We start from the raw sequence: 405 nt of genomic DNA on the forward strand, positions 1-405 counted from the left end.
AGGAGAAAGAATCCCCTTGCTTAGCTGAAAGGTCACGCTCCCTTTGGAAATTCGATACGGGATGTTCAAAGCGTATTTCTCTAAACAATCTTTTATTTTATTCCACTGAGCGTGATAAATAAGATGAAGATGCTGTGTGTTCCGTGCAAACATGCCGTTATCAATGTAGAGCGAGAGAGCTTTTTGCATGATAAGATTGGGATCGTAGTCGATTAGACTCTTATGTTTGATGAAGGTATCACGTAGCTGGTTAGGAAGGCTGATTGCACCGATTCGGAGGGCAGGAAAGAGTGTCGGTGTAAAAGATTTTATATAGATGACACGATTATCTGTATCAAGATAGTGTAAAGGTAGGCTATGACTAGAATCGAAATCCGCCAAATAGTCATCCTCAATGATGTAGAC

1 protein-coding gene is annotated in these 405 nt (G+C 40.7%); it reads right to left on the reverse strand.

The window, feature by feature from the left end:
* A partial coding sequence (locus tag E4U03_RS13275; RefSeq protein WP_428835083.1) for a hypothetical protein occupies nt 1-405 on the reverse strand: 405 nt, incomplete at both ends.

This window comes from Rothia nasimurium (assembly GCF_004569295.1).
GTDB lineage: Bacteria > Actinomycetota > Actinomycetes > Actinomycetales > Micrococcaceae > Rothia > Rothia nasimurium_B.